The organism is Pseudomonas sp. CP4 (assembly GCF_047758505.1).
In the GTDB taxonomy this organism is placed as follows: Bacteria; Pseudomonadota; Gammaproteobacteria; order Pseudomonadales; family Pseudomonadaceae; genus Aquipseudomonas; species Aquipseudomonas fluorescens_AO.
The window spans coordinates 4,938,056-4,955,818 of the sequence record NZ_CP180489.1; the positions used below are offsets into that span (position 1 = coordinate 4,938,056).

Sequence of the window (17,763 nt, forward strand, 5' to 3'; positions counted from 1 at the left end):
CGGACACTGAGGATCAGCGATTTGACGCATTGAATCTGCGTCGTAGGGAAGGTAAAGCAGCATGGTACAGGTGAGAGCACACCAGCCGATCAACACCGACGGCAGTATCAATCTCGAGGCCTGGCTCGATCACGCGGTCAGTGTCGATCTGGCACTGGATCGCGAGGCCTTGAAAGAGGCCTGCGAGTTCGCCCGCGAGGCCGAACAGCAGTCCAATGCGAAGAAGAACCTGTGGGCCGAAGGCTCCGGCAGTTTCAGCACGGGCCTGGAGATCGCCGAGATCCTCGCCGACCTCAAGCTCGATCAGGATTCGCTGGTCGCCGCCGTGTTGTATCGCGGCGTGCGTGAGGGCCAGATTGAACTGGCAGCAGTCGGCCAGCGCTTCGGTCCGGTAGTGGCCAAGCTGATCGACGGCGTGCAGCGCATGGCGGCCATCAGCGCCAGCCTCAGCCCACGGCAGTCGATGGTCATGGGCACGCAAGGGCAGGTCGAGAACCTGCGCAAGATGCTTGTGGCCATGGTCGATGACGTGCGCGTTGCGCTGATCAAACTGGCCGAACGCACCTGCGCCATCCGTGCCGTGAAAACCGCCGACGATGAAAAGCGCAACCGCGTTGCTCGCGAAGTCTTCGACATCTACGCACCGCTGGCCCATCGCCTCGGCATCGGTCACATCAAATGGGAGCTGGAGGACTTGTCCTTCCGCTATCTCGAACCCGATCAATACAAGCAGATCGCCAAGTTGCTGCATGAGCGGCGGCTGGATCGCGAGCGTTTCATCAGCGACGTGATGACCCAGCTCAAGGACGAACTGCAGGCCACCGGCGTCGACGCCGACATCAGCGGCCGGGCCAAACACATCTACTCGATCTGGCGCAAAATGCAGCGCAAGGGTCTGGAGTTCAGCCAGATCTACGACGTTCGCGCGGTGCGCGTGCTGGTGCCGGAAATGCGCGACTGCTACACCGCGCTGGGTATCGTCCACACTCTATGGCGGCACATCCCGAAAGAATTCGACGACTACATCGCCAACCCGAAAGAGAACGGCTACCGCTCGCTGCACACGGCGGTGATCGGCCCGGAAGGCAAGGTCCTCGAGGTGCAGATCCGTACCCATTCGATGCACGAAGAAGCCGAACTCGGCGTCTGCGCGCATTGGCGCTACAAGGGCACCGACGTCAAATCCGGCTCGAACCATTACGAAGAGAAAATTTCCTGGCTGCGTCAGGTCCTCGAATGGCACGAAGAACTCGGTGATATCGGCGGTCTGGCCGAACAACTGCGCGTCGACATCGAGCCCGACCGGGTCTACATCTTCACTCCCGACGGTCACGCCATCGACTTGCCGAAAGGCGCGACGCCGCTGGATTTTGCCTATCGCGTGCACACCGAGATCGGCCACAACTGCCGGGGCGCGAAGATCAACGGCCGCATCGTCCCGCTGAACTACAGCCTGCAGACCGGCGAGCAGGTCGAGATCATCACCAGCAAGCACGGCACGCCGAGCCGCGACTGGCTGAACCCGAACCTCGGTTACGTGACCACCTCGCGGGCGCGGGCGAAGATCGTTCACTGGTTCAAGTTGCAGGCTCGTGATCAGAACGTTGCGGCCGGTAAAACCCTGATCGAGCGCGAACTCACTCGCCTCGGGCTGCCCGCGGTGGATTTCGACAAGCTGGCCGAAAAGGCCAACATGAAAACCGCCGAAGACATGTTCGCTGCCCTCGGCGCCGGCGACCTGCGTCAGGCGCATCTAGTCAACCTTGCGCAGCAACTGGTCGAACCGGAGCGCGGCAACGAGCAACTGGAACTGATCCCGCGCAAGGCCACCGGTTACAAACCGGGCAAGCGCGGCGATATTCAGATCCAGGGCGTCGGCAACCTGATGACGCAGATGGCCGGCTGCTGCCAGCCGCTGCCGGGCGATGCGATCGTCGGTTACATCACCCAGGGCCGTGGCGTGAGCATTCACCGTCAGGACTGCGCCTCGGTACTGCAGCTGGGCGGGCGCGAGCCGGAGCGGATCATTCAGGTCAGCTGGGGGCCAGTGCCGGTGCTCACCTATCCGGTGGACATCATCATCCGCGCCTACGATCGTTCCGGGCTGCTGCGTGACGTCTCGCAGGTCCTGCTCAACGAGCGCATCAACGTTCTGGCGGTCAACACCCGCTCGAACAAGGAAGACAACACTGCGCTGATGTCGCTGACCATCGAGATCCCCGGTCTGGATGCGCTCGGGCGGCTGCTGGGGCGGATTTCGCAATTGCCGAACATCATCGAAACGCGGCGTAACCGTACCCCGTGAAGATGACTCTGATGATCGTTCCCACGCTCTGCGTGGGAATGCCTCAAGGGACGCTCTGCGTCCAGTGACGCGGAGCGTCACGGGCTGCATTCCCACGCAGAGCGTGGGAACGATCAATGTGGGGAGAGTTGAAAATTGTATCTGCTTGAAGATCTTCTTCATCTGATGTCCCGTCTGCGTGATCCGCAGTTCGGCTGTCCTTGGGACATCAAGCAAACCTATGCGACCATCGTCCCGCACACTCTCGAAGAAGCCTATGAAGTGGCGGATGCCATCGAGCGTGGCGATCTCGACCATTTGCAGGGCGAGTTAGGCGATCTGCTGTTTCAGGTGGTGTATTACAGCCAGTTGGCCAAGGAAGAAGGGCGGTTCGAATTCGCCGGGGTGATCGACAGCATCACGCGCAAACTGATCCGCCGTCATGCCCACGTATTCCCCACTGGCGATCTCTACGCGCCGCTCGACGTGCCGCGCTTGAGCGAAGAGCAGGTCAAGCAGCGCTGGGAAGAAATCAAGGCCGAAGAGCGCGCCGAGAAAGCATCGGCGCCCGAGCAGTTGTCCCTGCTCGACGATGTGCCGGCCACCTTGCCGGCACTGTCGCGCTCGGCCAAGTTGCAGAAGCGCGCCGGGCAGGTCGGTTTCGACTGGCCGGACGCTTTGCCAGTGCTCGACAAGGTGCGCGAAGAGCTCGATGAAGTGCTCGAGGCGATGTCGGAAAATGACCCGGTAGCCGTGGCCGACGAGATCGGCGACCTGCTGTTTTCCGTGGTCAATCTGGCCCGGCATCTGAAGGTCGATCCGGAAACCGCCTTGCGCGGCGCCAATGGCAAGTTTGAAAGACGTTTCCGTTTTATCGAACAGGCATTGCGCGACACCCACCGTCCCATGGAAGATTGCACCCTCGAAGAGTTGGACGCCCTTTGGGGTGAAGCCAAACGCCAGGAAAAGAATGAGCCCAGCTGCGGCTGAGCCGTTGCCCAAGTGAGTAAGCATTGATGAGCCTTTCCCTTCGCGACCAGTTGCTCAAAGCAGGCCTGGTCAACCAAAAGCAGGCCAAACAGGTCAGCAAAGACAAGCAGAAGCAACAGCGCCTGGCCCACAAAGGCCAGGCCGAGCTGGACGATTCGCAGCAGCGCGCTGCCCAGGAAGCCATGGCCGAGAAGGTCAAGCGCGACCAGGAGCTGAATCGTCAGCAGCAGGAGAAGGCCGAGGCCAAGGCCCGCGCCGCGCAGGTCAAGCAGTTGATTGAAGTCTCGCGTCTGCCCAAGCTGACCACCGAGGACTACTACAACTTTGTCGACGACAAGAAGGTCAAGCGCATCTCGGTCAACACGCTGATGCGCAACAAGCTCAGCAGCGGTTCGCTGGCGATCGTGCACCACAACGGCGGCTATGAAGTGATTCCCCGTGAAGCGGCGCTGAAGATCCAGGAGCGCGACCCGCAGCGCATCGTCCAGCTCAACGTGCAGACCGAAGAGGTCAACGCTGAGGACGATCCGTACGCGGCGTACCAGATCCCTGACGATCTGATGTGGTAAATCTACGGCTGTAGCAACGACGAACCCCGCTCATGGCGGGGTTTGTCGTTTTCAATGCTGTGGTTGCCTCAGGCGGACTTCAGTTCTCGTTGCTGTTCCTGCACTTCCAGTTCGGCCTTGTAGTTGTGGGCATCGATCTCGTTGTGGAACATACCGACCAGCAAATCTTGTTGATGCACATCCCAGATACGGATGCCGGCGGCCAGGCCTTCGTGGGACATTTGTGAATCGTCGCGTTCAGTTACTTTTACAGTCATCTGCTAGCTCCAATTTTTTCAGGTTTCTGCAGCAAGGCATGTGCAGGACTCTGTTATAGGATTTGTTAGTCAGCTAAGTAAACCGCCAATTGGCGCAAGGTGTTGTTGCGCATTTCGCAACAGTGCTGCAGGCCACGTAAACCGCGACATTCGGTCGCAGGGTAGTAAGTTTCATGACAGAAGTTTCATCTCCAGAACGCTCTGGATCCCTGTCTTTGATCGTTCCCACGCTCCGCGTGGGAATGCCTCTGGGGACGCTCCGCGTCCAGTGACGCGGAGCGTCACGGGCTGCATTCCCACGCAGAGCGTGGGAACGATCAATATCGCATTCGCGAGCAGGCTCGCTCCCACAGGTTTTGCGGTGTACCTGCTATTTTCTGCAGACGAAAAAAAACGCCCCGAACCAGTCGGGGCGTTTTCATGTGTGGCTCAGCAGCGGGGAATTACTTGCCTTCCCAGCGCTTCAGCACCAGCGTGGCGTTGGTGCCGCCGAAGCCGAAGCTGTTGCTCATCACGGTGTTGATGGTGGCGTTTTCGCGGGTCTTGGTCAGCACCGGCAGATCGGCCACTTCCGGGTCGAGCTCGTCGATGTTGGCGGAGCCGGCGATGAAGTTGCCTTCCATCATCAGCATGCAGTAGATCGCTTCGTGCACGCCGGCGGCGCCCAAGGAGTGACCGGACAGGCTCTTGGTCGAGCTGATTGCCGGAGCCTTGTCGCCGAACACTTCACGCACACCTTTCATTTCCGCGACGTCGCCGACCGGAGTCGAAGTGCCGTGGGTGTTCAGGTAATCGATCGGGGTGTCGACGGTGGCCAGCGCCTGCTGCATGCAGCGGATCGCGCCTTCGCCGCTCGGGGCAACCATGTCGTAGCCGTCGGACGTTGCGCCGTAGCCAACGATCTCGGCGTAGATCTTCGCGCCACGGGCCAGAGCGTGTTCCAGCTCTTCGACGACAACCATGCCGCCGCCGCCAGCGATGACGAAACCATCGCGATCCTTGTCGTAGGCGCGGGAAGCTTGTTCCGGGGTGTCGTTGCGCTTGCTGGACAGGGCGCCCATCGCGTCAAACAGGAACGACTGGCTCCAGTGCTCTTCTTCACCACCACCGGCGAAGACGATGTCCTGCTTGCCCATCTGGATCTGCTCCATGGCGGTACCGATGCAGTGAGCACTGGTGGCGCAGGCAGATGCGATGGAATAGTTCAGGCCCTTGATCTTGAACGGTGTGGCCAGGCAAGCGGAAACGGTGCTGCTCATGGTCCGCGTTACACGGTACGGGCCAACGCGCTTCACGCCTTTCTCGCGGAGGATGTCCAGCGCTTCCATCTGGTTCAGCGTGGAAGCACCGCCGGAGCCGGCGATCAGACCGGTGCGCGGGTTGGACACCTGCTCTTCGGTCAGACCGGAGTCAGTGATCGCGTCTTTCATGGCCAGGTAGGCGTAAGCCGCTGCATGGCCGACGAAGCGATAGATCTTGCGATCGATCAGCTCTTCAAGGTTGAGGTCGATGGAGCCGGAAACCTGGCTACGCAGACCCATTTCAGCATATTCCGGGTTGAACCGGATGCCAGGGCGGCTTGCACGCAGGTTAGCGGAGACGGTCTCTTTGTCATTGCCCAGGCACGAAACGATGCCCAGACCAGTGATAACGACGCGGCGCATGCGAATAACCCTTAGAAGTTGTCAGTGGAGGTGAACACGCCGACGCGCAGGCCTTCGGCGGTGTAGATTTCGCGTCCGTCGACACTGACCGAACCATCGGCGATGGCCATGTTCAGCTTGCCCTTGAGGACGCGTTTGATATGAATGTTGTAAGTGACTTTCTTGGCGGTCGGCAGCACCTGACCGAAGAATTTCACCTCGCCCGAACCCAGCGCACGGCCGCGGCCCGGCAGGCCTTGCCAGCCCAGGAAGAAACCGACCAGTTGCCACATGGCATCCAGACCCAGGCAGCCCGGCATCACCGGATCGCCTTCGAAATGGCAGGCGAAGAACCACAGATCAGGGTTGATATCCAGCTCGGCGACCAATTCACCTTTGCCGTACTTGCCGCCTTCTTCGCTGATATGGGTGATGCGATCCACCATCAGCATGTTCGGGGCGGGCAGTTGCGCGTTACCTGGGCCGAACAGCTCACCGCGACTGCAGCGCAGCAGGTCTTCCCGAGTAAAGGCGTTTTGTTTGGTCATGCGAGCTCCTCAATAATCCCATGCGGCAGGTGGGGCAGATCTTCCCGACCGTTCAAGGCGTTCATGCCTCGAACCGGCAGCCTACTCATAGACTATTGCGTTGTGGTGAAAGTCACAGCACCAAGGACATGAATGTACACTTGTGCACTGAAATTTTTAATCAAGCCCCTTTTGGGGCTCGTTCGGGTGCCTAAGACTGCCGCACTTTCGCTTTTCACGCCAGTCGCAGATGGTCGAAAGGCCCACACTACGACACCCAGCGCTGCAAAATCTGCTGCAGGTCATTGCGTTTGAACGGCTTGGCCAGGTAATCGTTCATCCCCGCCGCGAGACAGGTTTCGCGATCGCCCTGCAAGGCGTTGGCGGTCAGTGCGATGATCGGCACATCGCGGCGGCCGGGCAGGTCGCGGATCTGCCGCGTGGCCTCGTAGCCGTCGATGATCGGCAGCCGGCAGTCCATCAGAATCACTTCGAATTCGCCGCCCTCGGCACTGCGCACTGCCTGCGCGCCATCGGTCGCCACGCTGACGGCAAAGCCGAGGCTGCGCAGCATCGCTTCGATCACGGTCTGGTTGACCGGATTGTCTTCGACCAGCAACACATGGCGTCCTTCGCCCTGACCGCTGCCGTTCAACGCACGTGGCGCGGCCAGTGCGGGCATTGCCTGCTTATAGAGCGCCAACGGGATTTCCAGGGTGAAAACCGAGCCACGACCTTCTTCGCTCTGCGCGCGCAAGGTACCGCCCATGCGTTCGGCCAGGGTCCGCGCGATCGGCAGACCGAGACCGGTGCCGCCGTAACGACGGGAAATCGAACTGTCGGCCTGCTGGAAGGCATTGAACATCAGCTCCAGGCTCTGCGATGAAATGCCGATGCCGCTGTCGCGCACCGAGCAGGTGAACCACAGCAGTTCATGATCCAGCGACTGCCATTGCGCCTCGATGCTGACCCGGCCCTGCTCGGTAAATTTCAAGGCATTGCCGACCAGATTGACCAGAATCTGCCGGATCCGCGTCGGATCACCCTGAACCTGCAAGCCACGCATGTCATCGGGGATGCGCAGATTCAGCGCCAGGCCTCGCTGCACCGCGCTGTGCTGGAACGACTGCGCGCAGGCGCCGATCAACTCGGCGAGGTTGAACGGAATGTGCTCAAGCTCCAGCTCCGAACGCTCGATTCGCGAGAAGTCGAGAATGTCGTTGATGACCTTGAGCAAATGCTCGGTCGACTCCGACGCGAGCGCCGCGTATTCCGCCTGCTCGTCGGTCATCTCGGTGGTTTCAAGCAACTGCAACATGCCCAGCACACCGTTCATGGGCGTGCGCAGTTCGTGGCTCATCATCGCCAGAAAATCCGACTTGGCGTTGTTGGCCTTTTCCGCTTCTTCGCGGGTCTGGATCAATTGCGCCATCGCCTGCTGCTGTTCGCGGCTGGCCTGCTCCAGCGCTTGGGCGAGGTTATTGATGTGCTGCGACAGCGCACCCAATTCAGTGTCATCGACAATCGGCAACGGGGTTTTGTAGTCGCCTTCCTGGATCGCTTTGACAGCGTTGCCAATGTCACGGATCGGTTGCGACAGGCTGCCGGCCAGGCGCCGCGCCACGACAAAAGTGAAGAGCAGGGCGAACAGCGCGAGAATCCCGGCCTTGAACAGGATCTCCTGCTGGCGCTGACTGAAAGCATCGTTGGACAGGCCGACGATCACTCGCCCGAGATAATCCTCGCCGGCGGCGCTGTTGCTGACCTTGCCGTCCTGGAAAAAATCATTGTGCAAGGCGATCCGCTGCAAACGCACCGGCGCCTGGAATACTTCGACCTGATGCGGGCGGCTGTGGCTGTCGGCCGGTTGTTCGACGTACACCACAATCCGGTTGGCGCTGTCCTGCACTTCGAGAAAGCGCACATTGGGCGTGGCCAGTGTCGCCTTGAGCAGGCTTTCCAGGACTTCGTTGTTGCCGGAGATCACCCCGTATTCGGTGGCCGGGGCCAGTTGGTTGGCGATCAACTGGCCGGTGTGGTTCAGCTCCTGGCGCAAATCCTGAATGCGCACGAAGGTGAAGAAGCTGATCAACAGCAACGTCAGCAACAGCGCCGGCCCGAGGCTGATCAGCTGCGTGCGGGTGTTGATGTCCCAACGGCGACGAAAACTCATGGGCGGCGCTCTCCTTCGGCCAAGGCACTGGCGACAGATGCTTCATTCAGCGGTTCGATGCCTAAGGAACGAGCCACCTGCGCATTACTTGAGACTTTGAAACGAGCGGGATAAAGCGTTCGTGGCCAGGCACTGGTCGGCTGGTCGAGCAAATGATCGAGAATCGCCAGCCAGTCACTCTGGTCGCTGTACGTGCTGGCGAGGCTGCCCGCGCGAACGAAGGCAATGTTGGGGCCGATCAGCGCAACCTGCCGCGAGTAGCTGCTGAGCAAAAGGTTTTTCGCCGTTTGCGAGTTGTACAGGTCGGGATCGTCGAGGCCGAGCAATACGTCGCTGTTTTTCAGCACCGCTTGCAGCGGACGGCTGTCGTGGGTGTTGTCCCAGCGCTGGCTGACGATGTCCAGATTCAACGGCCGCGCAGCCGCACGCAATTCGTCGAGAAGGAACTCGCCATGCTCATCGAACAACACGCCGACGCGTCGGGCCTGCGGCAGAATCCGTCGGATCAGTTGCAATTGTCGGCTTAGCGGCGGATCGCTCCACAACAGGCTCAGGCGCGCCGGATGCGAGTCAGCGAAACGCTGGCGTGCCTGCAAGCGACTGATGCGCAACACCAGCGTCGACGGGCCTTGCGAGTCCTGCAGGCGCCAGTCGAGGCTGGGCAGATCGAGCAGGATCAAGCGCAGGCTGGCCGGCAGTTTGCCCGGAGCCGGCAAACTGGCCAGCGGCTGAAACCGCACGTTGTCAGTCGGGCGCAGTTCACTCAGTGCCTGAACAAAAGCTTGCACGCCGGGGCTTTCCTCGGCGCCGGTCAACAGAATATCCGCCGCCTGCACCGCGACACCGTGCAGCCACGCGGTCAAGAATAGGCAGAGCCCGGCCAGCCAGTGGCCAAGGGTTGGCGTCTTCCGTGACGGGCCGTTGCGCATCCTAGAACTCCAGCTCGGCGCTGAAATACATCACCCGGCGTTCATCGTAATTATTGTCGACGAATGTGTTCGGCTGATGATCGAGGCGCTGTTGCAGCACCCCGGCCAATTGCAGCTGAGCTTTGCCAATGGCGATACGTTTGGCGATGCGCGTGTCGACGCGTTCGAAGCGATAGCCGTTGAGCGCGTTGTCGCCGTAATAGAAGAGGGCGCTGTTCCAGCCATGCCCCCAGTTGCGCAGCCAACCGGCGGAACCGCTGTGGCGTGAGGTGTACTGCTGGTCCAGCGGATTGCTCGCCTCGGCGTCGACGAAGGCGTAGGTCAAACGCAAGCGGTCGGCGCTGCCGAGGCGCCAGTCGAGTTGCGTTTCGGTGCCGCGAAAGCGCGAGCTGTTGGCGTTGCTGGCGATGTATTGGTTGTTGCGCAGCGGCTCGCTGATCATCCCGGTGATTTCGTCGTAGAACAGCTTCACGTCCACCGCCAGACCGAGTTCGCCGAAATAACCGTTGTAGCCCAATTCACGCGAGCGCATGTGCTCCTGATCGAGATCGCCGGGGCCACGGGTCTTGACGAAATAACGCGCCGACGACTGGCCGTACGCCGAGGGCCGCAGGTTGCTGACCTGATAGCTCCAGTTGACGTTATTCTCGAACATGTCCGGCGAACGGATCGCCTCCGAGTACACCGCACGCAGACCGTGACGCGGGTTGATCAGGTAGTTGACCGCGAAGCGCGGGGTCAGCGAACTGCCGATCAGTTGCGTGTCTTCGAACATCGCACCGCCCTGCAGCAGCCAGTGCTCGGTGGCGCGCCATTCCAGTTGACCGAAGGCGCGCCAGGTGGTGTCGTCGAGGGTGCCGTTGAAATAGGTCTCGGAGTCGGCGCGGTCGTAGCGGTAGTTGAGGCCGCTGACCAGACGCAGGCTGTCGGACAGACTGAGGGTGTCCTGCAGTTCGAGGTCGTAGCGCGATTCGCGGGCGCTCTGGTCGATGTCGCCGCATAGGGTCTGGCTGGCGCCGTTGCGCCATTGCTCAAGCACTTGATTGGCCAGCGCCATTTCCTGCGGCGTGCCGGGCGCCGCGCCGGGGCCGGTGAACTGGTTGATGTTGCGCGCCAGCCGCTCGGTGTAATTCGGGTTGAGCTGCCACAGCTGCGCCAGCTCGGGGCTGAACGACACCTCGGCATCGCAAGCGCGCCAGACTTGCTGGCGATCCCAGTGCTGCGCCGAACCTTGTACATAAAGGCTGTGTTCGGGGTTGATATCGAGGTTCCAGCGCACCGAACCGGCGTAATCCTTGGCCACCACGTCGGAATTGTTCCCGGCGTCGGTAATCCCCGAGAACACCGGGCGGTAGGTATAAGGTCGCTGATTGCTGCCGTCCTTGGCGTTGAGCTGCCAGTCGAGGCTTTGCCCTTCATTGAGGTCGTGGCTGACCGCCAGGCTCAGACGATTCAAGCGTCGACTGTCGCGATAATCGGCGCCGTTGCGGTCGCTGTCGAAACCGTCGTCTTCTTGGCCGGACAGCGACAGGCGCAGATCACCGCCATCCCACCCGGTGCCCTGGCTGGCATAAAAGTCGTTGATGCCACGCTGACCGCGGGTGATTTTCAGGCGCGTGCCGTGGCTGTCGGCCGGGTGGCGGGTGATGATGTTGATCACCGCCATCAGCGCGTTGGCGCCGTAGCTGACCGTGTTCGGGCCGCGAAACACCTCGATCCGGTCAATGTCTTCCATCGCTACCGGAATATCGCTCCAGTCCACCGTCGCCAGGCCGGCGCGATACACCGAGCGGCCATCGATCAACACCTGCATGCGCCGCGCTTCGCTGGCATTCGTGCCGTGGTAATTCACCGCCGGCTGATTGCCATTGATGCTGCCGACCATCATTCCGGGCACCAGCCGCAGCAGTTCGCTGATATCGCGGGCACCGCTGGCGTTGATCAATTCGTTGTCGAGCACGGTCATGCTCCCGGGCACTTCCGCCGGCGTCTGCTTCAGCCGCGTGGCCGTCAGCACCGGCGGCAGCGTCTGGCTGTCGACGAACAGGTCGTCCGCCAGTACCAGCGGGCTGAACAGCAGCGCCAGTAGCAGGGGCGAGCGCGGGGGAGGAGGGCCAGAAAACACGACACAGCCTGCAGAGAAAGGAATTGGCGCGCATGTTAACCGAGGGCCGCGACTTTTCCAGTGACGTTACAGGCATTTTCCTAGGTTTTATTGGTCTTCTTCCTACAAATGTCGGTAATTGTTGCTGGGGCTGGCCGCCACCGGGGCGCCCCGTATAATGCCCGGCATCGCCACTGGTATGGATTAACGGATTGCATATGACTGAACAGCGCCCGATTGCGGTCCTGGGAGGCGGAAGTTTTGGTACCGCCGTGGCCAATCTGCTGGCCGAGAACGGCCATCAAGTCCTTCAGTGGATGCGTGACCCCGAGCAGGCCGAGGCCATCCGGGTCAATCGCGAAAACCCGCGTTACCTCAAAGGCATCAAGATTATGCCGGGCGTGACCGCCGTCACCGACCTGCAAGCCACCCTCGACGCCTGCGATCTGTGCTTTGTCGCGCTGCCGTCCAGCGCCTTGCGCACGGTACTCGCCGCCCACGCCGAGCGTTTGAGCGGCAAGATGCTGGTCAGCCTGACCAAAGGCATCGAAGCGCAGACCTTCAAGCTGATGAGCCAGATCCTCGAAGAGATCGCCCCGCAGGCACGCATCGGCGTGTTGTCCGGGCCGAACCTGGCGCGGGAAATCGCCGAACACGCATTGACCGCCACGGTGGTCGCCAGTGAAGACGAGGAACTGTGCAAAGCGGTGCAAGCCGCGCTGCACGGGCGCACCTTCCGCGTTTACGCCAGCGCCGACCGTTTCGGTGTCGAGCTGGGCGGTGCGTTGAAAAACGTTTACGCAATCATCGCCGGCATGGCGGTGGCGCTGGAAATGGGCGAGAACACCAAGAGCATGCTGATCACTCGCGCCTTGGCCGAGATGACCCGCTTCGCCGTGAATCAGGGCGCCAACCCGATGACCTTCCTTGGTCTGGCCGGGGTTGGCGATCTGATCGTCACCTGCTCTTCACCGAAAAGCCGCAACTATCAGGTCGGTTTCGCCCTCGGTCAGGGCTTGAGCCTCGACGAAGCGGTATCGCGTCTCGGTGAGGTCGCTGAAGGGGTCAACACCCTCAAGGTGCTCAAGGCCAAGTCCCAGGAAGTCGGCGTGTACATGCCGCTGGTCGCCGGGCTGCACGCGATCCTGTTCGAAGGACGCACGCTGGAGCAGGTGATCGGTCTATTGATGCGTGCCGAGCCGAAAACCGACGTCGACTTTATTTCCACCAGCGGTTTCAACTGATTCAGCTGTTACACGGACAGGAAGCAAGCCATGAACGATCCGAAAAGCGAAACCCAGTACGAATCCATTCTCCTGCGGGTGTTGTGGATGATCGTTTATCTGCTGGTCTGGCAAGTCGCGCAATTCATCCTCGGCGCGGTGGTCCTGGTGCAACTGATCTACCGCCTGATCTACGGCGCACCGAGCGCCAGCCTGATGAATTTTGGCGACAGCCTCAGCCAGTTCCTCGCGCAGATCGGCCGCTTCGGCACGTTTCACAGTGACCAGAAGCCCTGGCCGTTCGCCGACTGGCCGGCGCCGCGCACCCCGGAAGGGGAAGCGCCGCACACCGTCGCCCCGGCCGCGCATCCGGTGCGCGATGAGGAGCCCAAACTATGAAACTCTGGGTATTGCGTCATGGTGAGGCGGTGCCTCACGGCTCGAAAATCGATTCCGAACGCGAGTTGACCGAGCACGGCCGTAAGGAAGTCCTCAGCAGCGCGGCGCATCTGATCGGGCAGCCGCTGACGGCGATTTATGCCAGCCCTTATGTACGCGCTCAGCAAACCGCGCAGATTGTCCGCGAGGCGCTGGGGTTCGAGCCGGAGATTCGCACGGTCGAATGGCTGACGCCGGAGAGCGATCCGGACAAGGTTGCCGAGCAACTGGTATCGGTGAGCAATGTGTTGCTGGTCAGCCACAACCCGTTGGTGGGCAACCTGCTCAGCTATTTGCAGCACGGCGCCGGGCATCCGCCGGAGCGGGTCAGTACGGCGGGGCTGGCGGAGCTTGAGCACAGTGAACTGCTGATTGGCTCGATGAAGCTCAATAGCCTCAAGCACCCTTAACGCCATATCCCTGTGGGAGCGAGCCTGCTCGCGAAGGCGGCGTGTCATTACCCTTTTTGGGGCCGACACACTGCATTCGCGAGCAGGCTCGCTCCCACATTTGTTTCTGTCACCCCAAGAAATTATTTGTTTGAAAATTCCAACCAAGCACTTGCTTGGTTGACTACGCTTGCTCCAGACCAAAAAAACAGGAGCGAGTCGCATGTCTGCCGCCTTCCGTTTGCCGCTGGACGTGTTCTACGAACGGGAAGCCCGGCACCCGCGCCAGCGCTTTCTGGTGCAGCCCATCGGCGGTGGTCAGGTCGAGACGCTGACGTGGGCCGATGTCGGCCATCAGGCCCGCTGCGCTGCACACTGGTTGCGCGCGCGCGAGTTGCCGCCCGGCAGCCACATCGCCTTGATCTCGAAAAACTGCGCGCACTGGATCATCGCCGATCTGGCGATCTGGATGGCCGGGCATGTGTCCGTGCCGCTGTACCCCAATCTCACCGCCGAGTCCGTGGCGCAGGTGCTGATTCACTCGGAAAGCGCACTGGCGTTCATCGGCAAGCTCGATGACTGGTCAGGCATGGCGCAAGGCGTGCCGACGGGTTTGCCGACCATCAGCCTGCCGCTACATCCGCCGGGGGAGTTCGATTACAGCTGGGCGGACCTGCAAAGCTGTTCGCCAATCCAGGACGATCCACGCCCCGCCGCCGAGCAACTGGCGACGATCATCTATACCTCTGGTACCACCGGTCTGCCCAAAGGCGTGATGCACAGTTTCGCCAATCTCGGTTTCGCCACCAGTCGCGGCACGCAGCTGTTCGGGCTCAACGAGAACGATCGGCTGCTGTCGTATCTGCCGCTGTGCCACGTTGCGGAACGCATGTTTGTCGAATTGGCGTCGATCTATACCGGGCAGACAGTGTTCTTTGCCGAAAGCCTCGAGACGTTCATCACCGATCTGCAGCGCGCGCGGCCGACGGCGATGTTTGGCGTGCCGCGTATCTGGACCAAATTCCAGATGGGCGTGTATGGCAAGATTCCGGCAAAGCGTCTGGATTTTCTCCTCGGGCTGCCCTTCATCGGTAAACGGGTCGGGCGCAAAGTGCTCGCCGGGCTTGGGCTGGACGCCTTGCGCGTGGCATTGTCCGGCGCCGCGCCGGTACCGCAGACCTTGCTCGCCTGGTATCAGAAACTCGGCCTCGATGTGCTGGAGGTCTATGGCATGACCGAGGGCTGCGGTTATTCGCATATCTGCTTGCCGGGGCAGTACAAGCAGGGCTGGATCGGCCAGCCATGCCCGGAAGTCGAGGTGCGCATCGATGAGTCCGGCGAAGTGCAGGTGCGCAGCCAGGCCAACATGCTCGGCTATTTCAAGGAACCGCAGAAAACCGCCGAGACGCTTACCGCAGACGGCTTTCTGCGCACGGGCGACAAGGGCGAGCAGGACAGCGAAGGGCGCCTGCGCCTGACCGGGCGACTCAAGGAAATCTTCAAGACCAGTAAAGGCAAATATGTCGCCCCGGCGCCGATCGAAAACCGTCTTGCTGTGCATTCGCGCATCGAGCAAGTGTGCGTGGTCGGCGATGGCCTAAGGGCGCCGCTGGGCTTGTGCGTGCTGTCGACGGTCAATCAGCAAGAGCCTCGTGCCAGCCTGCACGCGAGCCTGGAAAAGCTGCTGGGGGAGGTCAACGCCGCCCTCGACAAGCACGAACGCCTGCACCGGCTGGTCGTAGTCAAGGACAGTTGGGCGGTGGACAACGGCTTCCTCACACCGACCCTGAAAATCAAACGCAACGTCATCGAGGATCGCTACGGGCCGCGCTTCGAAGAATGGAGCGCGCGCAGCGAGGCGGTGCTGTGGCAGGATTAGGCATCGATTACAACAACAAAGGAAGTCTGCGATGAGCTTGTGGCGTACTACTCCCGACATCGAACAGTTGAACGCGATCCAGAAGAACACCATCGGCGAAGTGCTGGATATTCGCTTCGAAGCCTTCGATGAACAGTCGCTGACGGCGAGCATGGTCATCGACCACCGCACCCACCAGCCTTACGGCCTGCTGCATGGCGGCGCGTCGGTGGTGCTGGCGGAAACCGTCGGCTCGATGGCCAGTTATCTGTGCATCGATGCCAGCAAGTTCTATTGCGTCGGCCTGGAGATCAACGCCAACCACCTGCGCGGTTTGCGTAGCGGGCGGGTGACAGCGGTGGCCACGCCGATCCATATCGGCCGCACCACGCACGTATGGGACATCCGCCTGACCAGCGACGAAGGCAAGGCCAGTTGCGTATCGCGCCTGACCATGGCGGTGGTGCCGCTGGGAGAGCAGCCGCCGCTGCGTTGACAGGTTGAAGATCAAAAGATCGCAGCCTTCGGTGTTGTGGTCTTTTGCTTGCGAAGCGTCTCCACCACCATTTCTGGCAGTTATGGTCATTGCTGCGGCGCCGGGTCTTGCGGACAATCAACGCACGTTTCCCGCTCATGGATTTGCCCGCATGTCGCAACCGATCTTTTTCGCCCACGCCAATGGCTTCCCTTCGGGGACCTACGGCAAGTTGTTCGCGGCGCTGGCGCCGGAGTACCGGGTCGCGCATCTGGAGCAGCACGCCCATGACCCGCGTTTTCCGGCGGACGACAATTGGTACAACCTCGTCGATGAACTGATCCATCATCTCGAGCAGCAGGAACAGCCGGTATGGGGCGTTGGCCATTCCTTTGGTGGTCTGCTGCATTTGCACGCGGCGTTGCGTAGTCCAGAGTTGTATCGCGGTGTGGTGATGCTCGACTCGCCAGTCTTGACCCGCACTGATCAGTGGGTGATTCGTGCGGCCAAACGCTTTGGTTTCATCGATAAGCTGACTCCGGCCGGGCGCACCCTTGGGCGCCGTGAAGAATTCGCCGATCTCGACAGCGCCCGCAGTTATTTTTCCGGCAAAACCCTGTTTCGCGGCTTCGATCCGGAATGCTTCGATGCCTACCTGCAACACGGTTTGCATCAGGTCGACGACAAGCTGCGTCTGCGTTTTGACCCGGCCACCGAAATCAGTATTTATCGCGGCGTGCCGCACACCAGTCCGGGGCGCACCCGCCAGTTGCAGGTGCCGCTGGCCATGGTGCGCGGGCACAAGAGCCGCGTGGTGATGCGTCATCACACGCGTTTCGTCTCGCGACTGCCGCAAGGTGAGGCACTGAGCATGCCCGGCGGGCACATGTTTCCGCTGGAGCGCCCGCAAGATACGGCGCGACTGCTCAAGAGCCTGTTCATGCGCTGGGAACAGCGGCAGAACAAGGATTGCGCATGAGCGCGACCTGCGAAGAAGTGCGCCTGAATCTGCCGCACATCGAGTTGGCCGCGCACCTGTTCGGCCCCGAGGACGGCTTGCCGGTGATCGCATTGCACGGCTGGCTCGACAACGCCAACAGCTTCGCGCGGCTGGCGCCAAGGCTCAACGGCTTGCGCATCGTTGCCCTGGACATGGCTGGCCACGGCCATTCCGGGCATCGGCCGAGCGGTGCCGGTTATGCCCTTTGGGACTACGCACATGATGTTTTGCAAGTGGCTGAGCAATTGGGCTGGAAGCGTTTCGGTTTGCTCGGGCATTCGATGGGCGCGATTGTCTCGATGGTGCTGGCCGGTTCGCTGCCGGAGCGCATCAGCCATCTGGCGCTCATCGATGGAGTGATTCCTCCGACAGACAAAGGTGAGAACGCCGCCGAGCGCATGGGCATGGCCCTGCAGGCGCAACTCGATTTGCGCGAAAAGCGCAAACCGGTCTATACCACCCTCGATCGAGCCATTGAGGCGCGGATGAAAGGCCTGGTGGCGGTCAGTCGCGAAGCTGCTGAGCTGTTGGCCCAGCGCGGCTTGATGCCGGTGCCCGGCGGTTACACCTGGCGTACCGACAATCGCCTGACCCTGCCATCGCCGCTGCGCCTGACGGAAGAACAGGCAATGGCGTTTGCCTCGCGCGTCAGTTGCCCGGCGCATCTGGTAGTCGCGGCGGATGGCATGCTGGCCAGGCATCCTGAGTTGCTGCAGCGTCTACCCTTCAGTCACAAACAGTTGCCGGGCGGGCATCATCTGCACCTGAATGACGAGGCTGGCGCAGGTCTTGTAGCAGACTGTTTCAATCGCTTCTTCGCCATGCCTTGACTTGCTGCGGGCAACTGCCGAGGCTGGGCGGGTTGAAATGGGAGACAAACTCGATGGATTTCTATACTGCTGCG

The 17,763-nt window shown here is 61.2% G+C and carries 16 protein-coding genes; 10 read left to right on the top strand and 6 right to left on the bottom strand.

The window, feature by feature from the left end:
• The first annotated feature begins 61 nt into the window (after nucleotides 1-61).
• The 3 genes from relA to ACMYUN_RS22230 all read left to right on the top strand — a co-directional run bounded on the left by relA (nucleotide 62) and on the right by ACMYUN_RS22230 (nucleotide 3,843).
• Nucleotides 62-2,305 (top strand): GTP diphosphokinase, encoded by a 2,244-nt coding sequence (relA, locus tag ACMYUN_RS22220; RefSeq protein WP_129997412.1) that lies wholly within the window; start codon nucleotides 62-64, stop codon nucleotides 2,303-2,305.
• A gap of 135 nt (nucleotides 2,306-2,440) precedes the next feature.
• The gene (mazG, locus tag ACMYUN_RS22225) at nucleotides 2,441-3,274 is read left to right on the top strand and encodes a nucleoside triphosphate pyrophosphohydrolase (RefSeq protein WP_415761780.1); all 834 of its coding nucleotides are present in this window, start codon (nucleotides 2,441-2,443) and stop codon (nucleotides 3,272-3,274) included.
• A gap of 26 nt (nucleotides 3,275-3,300) precedes the next feature.
• On the top strand, nucleotides 3,301-3,843 hold the full coding sequence (locus ACMYUN_RS22230; protein WP_016773645.1) for a DUF2058 domain-containing protein: 543 nt from the start codon (nucleotides 3,301-3,303) through the stop codon (nucleotides 3,841-3,843).
• 68 nt (nucleotides 3,844-3,911) lie between these two features.
• Here ACMYUN_RS22230 and ACMYUN_RS22235 read toward each other — a convergent pair whose 3' ends face one another.
• The 6 genes from ACMYUN_RS22235 to ACMYUN_RS22260 all read right to left on the bottom strand — a co-directional run bounded on the left by ACMYUN_RS22235 (nucleotide 3,912) and on the right by ACMYUN_RS22260 (nucleotide 11,497).
• Nucleotides 3,912-4,100: a hypothetical protein gene (locus ACMYUN_RS22235; RefSeq protein ID WP_415761781.1), complete on the bottom strand. Its 189-nt coding sequence runs from the start codon at nucleotides 4,098-4,100 to the stop codon at nucleotides 3,912-3,914.
• A gap of 443 nt (nucleotides 4,101-4,543) precedes the next feature.
• The gene (fabB, locus tag ACMYUN_RS22240) at nucleotides 4,544-5,764 is read right to left on the bottom strand and encodes a beta-ketoacyl-ACP synthase I (protein WP_415761783.1); all 1,221 of its coding nucleotides are present in this window, start codon (nucleotides 5,762-5,764) and stop codon (nucleotides 4,544-4,546) included.
• An 11-nt stretch (nucleotides 5,765-5,775) separates the two neighbouring features.
• On the bottom strand, nucleotides 5,776-6,291 hold the full coding sequence (gene fabA / locus ACMYUN_RS22245; protein WP_024013962.1) for a 3-hydroxyacyl-[acyl-carrier-protein] dehydratase FabA: 516 nt from the start codon (nucleotides 6,289-6,291) through the stop codon (nucleotides 5,776-5,778).
• Nucleotides 6,292-6,538: 247 nt separating this feature from the next.
• A complete protein-coding gene (locus tag ACMYUN_RS22250; protein ID WP_415761784.1) occupies nucleotides 6,539-8,443 on the bottom strand; it encodes an ATP-binding protein in 1,905 nt (634 codons plus the stop codon).
• A complete protein-coding gene (locus ACMYUN_RS22255) occupies nucleotides 8,440-9,372 on the bottom strand; it encodes an ABC transporter substrate-binding protein (RefSeq protein WP_415761785.1) in 933 nt (310 codons plus the stop codon). Before ACMYUN_RS22255 ends, ACMYUN_RS22250 begins: the two co-directional genes overlap by 4 nt.
• 1 nt (nucleotide 9,373) lies before the next feature.
• Nucleotides 9,374-11,497, bottom strand: coding sequence for a TonB-dependent receptor plug domain-containing protein (locus ACMYUN_RS22260; protein ID WP_039758468.1), 2,124 nt, complete (start codon nucleotides 11,495-11,497; stop codon nucleotides 9,374-9,376).
• A 197-nt stretch (nucleotides 11,498-11,694) separates the two neighbouring features.
• On the opposite strand from ACMYUN_RS22260, the gene ACMYUN_RS22265 reads away from it, so the two are divergent.
• The 7 genes from ACMYUN_RS22265 to ACMYUN_RS22295 all read left to right on the top strand — a co-directional run bounded on the left by ACMYUN_RS22265 (nucleotide 11,695) and on the right by ACMYUN_RS22295 (nucleotide 17,689).
• Entirely contained in the window at nucleotides 11,695-12,720 is a 1,026-nt protein-coding gene (locus tag ACMYUN_RS22265) for an NAD(P)H-dependent glycerol-3-phosphate dehydrogenase (protein WP_415761786.1), read from the top strand.
• A 30-nt stretch (nucleotides 12,721-12,750) separates the two neighbouring features.
• Nucleotides 12,751-13,098: a DUF4389 domain-containing protein gene (locus ACMYUN_RS22270; protein WP_016773653.1), complete on the top strand. Its 348-nt coding sequence runs from the start codon at nucleotides 12,751-12,753 to the stop codon at nucleotides 13,096-13,098.
• Nucleotides 13,095-13,547, top strand: a complete 453-nt coding sequence (gene sixA, locus ACMYUN_RS22275) for a phosphohistidine phosphatase SixA (RefSeq protein ID WP_415761787.1) — start codon at nucleotides 13,095-13,097, stop codon at nucleotides 13,545-13,547. Before ACMYUN_RS22270 ends, sixA begins: the two co-directional genes overlap by 4 nt.
• A 202-nt stretch (nucleotides 13,548-13,749) precedes the next feature.
• A complete protein-coding gene (locus ACMYUN_RS22280) occupies nucleotides 13,750-15,405 on the top strand; it encodes an AMP-binding protein (protein WP_415761788.1) in 1,656 nt (551 codons plus the stop codon).
• A 31-nt stretch (nucleotides 15,406-15,436) separates the two neighbouring features.
• Complete coding sequence (locus ACMYUN_RS22285) at nucleotides 15,437-15,880, top strand: hotdog fold thioesterase (RefSeq protein ID WP_016773655.1); 444 nt, start codon at nucleotides 15,437-15,439, stop codon at nucleotides 15,878-15,880.
• Nucleotides 15,881-16,031: 151 nt separating this feature from the next.
• Nucleotides 16,032-16,838, top strand: a complete 807-nt coding sequence (locus ACMYUN_RS22290) for an alpha/beta fold hydrolase (RefSeq protein ID WP_415761789.1) — start codon at nucleotides 16,032-16,034, stop codon at nucleotides 16,836-16,838.
• Complete coding sequence (locus tag ACMYUN_RS22295) at nucleotides 16,835-17,689, top strand: alpha/beta hydrolase (protein WP_415761790.1); 855 nt, start codon at nucleotides 16,835-16,837, stop codon at nucleotides 17,687-17,689. The genes ACMYUN_RS22290 and ACMYUN_RS22295 overlap by 4 nt, the downstream gene beginning before the upstream one ends.
• Nucleotides 17,690-17,763 lie beyond the last annotated feature (74 nt).

What these genes read in the sequence shown, in the direction of transcription:
- relA (WP_129997412.1), top strand. Translation starts at nt 62, where the DNA reads ATGGTACAGGTGAGAGCACACCAGCCGATCAACACCGACGGCAGTATC.
- ACMYUN_RS22230 (WP_016773645.1), top strand. Translation starts at nt 3,301, where the DNA reads ATGAGCCTTTCCCTTCGCGACCAGTTGCTCAAAGCAGGCCTGGTCAAC.
- ACMYUN_RS22235 (WP_415761781.1), bottom strand. Translation starts at nt 4,100, where the DNA reads ATGACTGTAAAAGTAACTGAACGCGACGATTCACAAATGTCCCACGAA.
- fabB (WP_415761783.1), bottom strand. Translation starts at nt 5,764, where the DNA reads ATGCGCCGCGTCGTTATCACTGGTCTGGGCATCGTTTCGTGCCTGGGC.
- fabA (WP_024013962.1), bottom strand. Translation starts at nt 6,291, where the DNA reads ATGACCAAACAAAACGCCTTTACTCGGGAAGACCTGCTGCGCTGCAGT.
- ACMYUN_RS22250 (WP_415761784.1), bottom strand. Translation starts at nt 8,443, where the DNA reads ATGAGTTTTCGTCGCCGTTGGGACATCAACACCCGCACGCAGCTGATC.
- ACMYUN_RS22255 (WP_415761785.1), bottom strand. Translation starts at nt 9,372, where the DNA reads ATGCGCAACGGCCCGTCACGGAAGACGCCAACCCTTGGCCACTGGCTG.
- ACMYUN_RS22265 (WP_415761786.1), top strand. Translation starts at nt 11,695, where the DNA reads ATGACTGAACAGCGCCCGATTGCGGTCCTGGGAGGCGGAAGTTTTGGT.
- ACMYUN_RS22270 (WP_016773653.1), top strand. Translation starts at nt 12,751, where the DNA reads ATGAACGATCCGAAAAGCGAAACCCAGTACGAATCCATTCTCCTGCGG.
- sixA (WP_415761787.1), top strand. Translation starts at nt 13,095, where the DNA reads ATGAAACTCTGGGTATTGCGTCATGGTGAGGCGGTGCCTCACGGCTCG.
- ACMYUN_RS22280 (WP_415761788.1), top strand. Translation starts at nt 13,750, where the DNA reads ATGTCTGCCGCCTTCCGTTTGCCGCTGGACGTGTTCTACGAACGGGAA.
- ACMYUN_RS22285 (WP_016773655.1), top strand. Translation starts at nt 15,437, where the DNA reads ATGAGCTTGTGGCGTACTACTCCCGACATCGAACAGTTGAACGCGATC.
- ACMYUN_RS22290 (WP_415761789.1), top strand. Translation starts at nt 16,032, where the DNA reads ATGTCGCAACCGATCTTTTTCGCCCACGCCAATGGCTTCCCTTCGGGG.
- ACMYUN_RS22295 (WP_415761790.1), top strand. Translation starts at nt 16,835, where the DNA reads ATGAGCGCGACCTGCGAAGAAGTGCGCCTGAATCTGCCGCACATCGAG.